Annotated in this window: 3 protein-coding genes and 1 pseudogene; 3 read left to right on the top strand and 1 reads right to left on the bottom strand. The window is 55.8% G+C overall.

Annotated elements, in window-relative coordinates:
* Positions 1–584, bottom strand: a pseudogene (locus H6F43_RS11140) (serine/threonine protein phosphatase); the annotation flags it as partial.
* Between the two features lie 265 nt (positions 585–849).
* Here H6F43_RS11140 and H6F43_RS11135 point away from each other — a divergent pair.
* From H6F43_RS11135 to hisS, 3 genes are all read left to right on the top strand, one after another.
* On the top strand, positions 850–1,125 hold the full coding sequence (locus H6F43_RS11135; protein ID WP_190342834.1) for a response regulator transcription factor: 276 nt from the start codon (positions 850–852) through the stop codon (positions 1,123–1,125).
* A gap of 21 nt (positions 1,126–1,146) precedes the next feature.
* Positions 1,147–1,398: a hypothetical protein gene (locus tag H6F43_RS11130; RefSeq protein WP_190342833.1), complete on the top strand. Its 252-nt coding sequence runs from the start codon at positions 1,147–1,149 to the stop codon at positions 1,396–1,398.
* Positions 1,398–2,194, top strand: a 797-nt coding sequence (hisS, locus tag H6F43_RS11125) for a histidine--tRNA ligase (RefSeq protein ID WP_190342832.1), incomplete at its 3' end; no start/stop codon positions are given. The genes H6F43_RS11130 and hisS, both read left to right, overlap by 1 nt.

The raw sequence follows: 2,194 nt of genomic DNA, 5'->3' as shown, positions 1-2,194 counted from the left end.
GATCGGTCCGGCCTTAGCTCTAGCAGTCGCACCAGCGATCCCTCGACCCGCAAAAGAGTTGGAGTCAGCAGCGTCGAGGCAACGCCTTCACGGCTCAGCGGCTCCCACAGTTGCGCAATTTGCCACAGCCAATTTAGCTGGCGCAGCGCGCTGTGTCCCCAAGCAGCAGCTAGCTCTGGCATCAACGTTGCTTCTGCGCTCGTGTCTGCTTCATAAATGGGGGCGTGCTCTAGCAGCAAAACGTCTGCCTCTGTGTGCGCCACGGACATTGGCACAATGCCATAGACCTGTGGCACGTGCAGCGAGTAGGCAGAAAGCCTCAAATACGGCTGAACACGTCCCGGAATCCGCTCCGGCGGCATCGGGGACAGAGCGGGCTGTGTATCCAGGACGATCGCGTCCTGCTTTACCCAGTAGCGATCATACAGTAGCGTTCCGGGCACAAGCGGCTCCGCAGCCCCCACAGCCCAGAGGTAGCGCTTCTGCAGCGGCGTTCGACACTGCTGGCAGAAGCGTTGGCTCTCCAGGTTCAGCGTTTGACACAGGGGGTTCGGACAGTGAATCGATGCCGAGGTGCTATGCATGGAACGGGTTGCTCGATCTGCAAAGAGTGACCTACGACGAGAAATGGCGTTCGGCTTTGGCTTGCAAGAGCGTTTTCTTAATGGTAGACCCAGAATTCTGCCTGGTGACGTCGATTGTGATGAGTCTCTGAAACAGACTTTCTAGCCTGATGCAGGATCAATACAACTGATAACCCGGAAAGTCCGCAAATCAAGCCTCGTTTTTTCTGAGTTACCCCTAGAATAGTGAATAAGTAGATATACACACTGCATAGCAGGAAACCGTATGGCTGGTGGCGAATCTCAAGCGCAGGCTCCTCTGTCCGATCGAGAACTGCAAGTAATTGAACTGGTAGCCGCTGGCTTAACCAATCAGGAAATTGCTGAGAAGCTAGAAATTAGCAAGCGCACGGTTGATAATCACATCAGCAACATTTTGACTAAGACCGAGACTGAAAATCGCGTGGCGCTAGTACGGTGGGCGTTGCAGTGGGGCAAAGTGTGCCTGGATGACGTAAACTGCTGTCCGCTGCCCCACGTCCGCAATCAGCCGATGTCTTAAGCACGACGGAGGAGCACGGTTGTGGATTACTCAGTTCGGTGTGCAGGGCTGCCGCTTGCGGTGTATCGCGAGGTGGCAGCGCATCTGTGCCAAGTAGACGGGGTTGAGACGGGGCTGGTGTCGCAGTCGTCTCAGGTGTTCGACTACGCCTTGAGCCAAATCGATCGCCTGTGGATTCAGGGTCCCGATACTGCCCGTGAGCAAGTGCAGCGAATTTTGGCGTATTATGGCGATCGCTACGGTGCCTGGGAAACTGTCGAGAGTAACGGCTGATGGGGTCAATTCAAGCGCTACGCGGCACGCGGGATATTTTGCCCGATGAGGTCAGCTATTGGCAGTGGGTGGAGGCGATCGCCCGCCAAATCTTGGGCAGAGCCGCTTACCGGGAAGTTCGCACGCCGATTTTTGAGCAAACAGATTTGTACGAACGCGGCATTGGAGAAGCCACCGATGTTGTGGGCAAAGAGATGTACACGTTCAAGGACCGAGGCGATCGCTCAATTACCCTGCGCCCTGAAGGCACTGCTGGTGTGGTGCGATCGTTCATCGAACACGGTCTGCACGCGCAAGGCGGTGTGCAGCGGCTCTGGTACATTGGACCCATGTTTCGCTATGAGCGTCCCCAGGCTGGACGCCAGCGCCAGTTTCACCAGCTAGGTGTCGAAGTTCTAGGCAGTCCATCACCCCGTGCGGACGTAGAAGCGATCGCGATCGCCACAGATATTCTGCGAACGTTGGGGCTAACGGATCTGCATCTGAATTTGAATTCGATTGGGGACGCGGGTGATCGACAACAGTATCGCGCTGCCCTTGTTGAGTATCTGACGCCCTACAGCGCCGATCTGGATGCCGATTCTCAAAGTCGCCTCGCCCGCAACCCGCTTCGTATTCTCGACAGCAAGGACGAGCGAACACAAGAGATTCTGCGATCGGCTCCGAGCATTTTAGACCACTTGAACCCAGACTCTCAGAAGCGCTTCGATCTGGCACAGCAGCTTTTGAGTGCTCTTGGCATTGCGTACACGATTAATGCACGTTTGGTTCGCGGACTGGACTACTACACTCACAC

It is taken from the genome of Leptolyngbya sp. FACHB-36, assembly GCF_014695955.1.
Taxonomy (GTDB): Bacteria; Cyanobacteriota; Cyanobacteriia; order Leptolyngbyales; family Leptolyngbyaceae; genus FACHB-36.
Note: the sequence above shows the minus strand (reverse complement) of the source record. Positions and strands in the feature narration are given on the sequence as shown.

Bases quoted from the DNA above. Each gene is read 5' to 3' on its own strand.
- H6F43_RS11135 (WP_190342834.1), top strand. From the start codon at position 850: ATGGCTGGTGGCGAATCTCAAGCGCAGGCTCCTCTGTCCGATCGAGAA.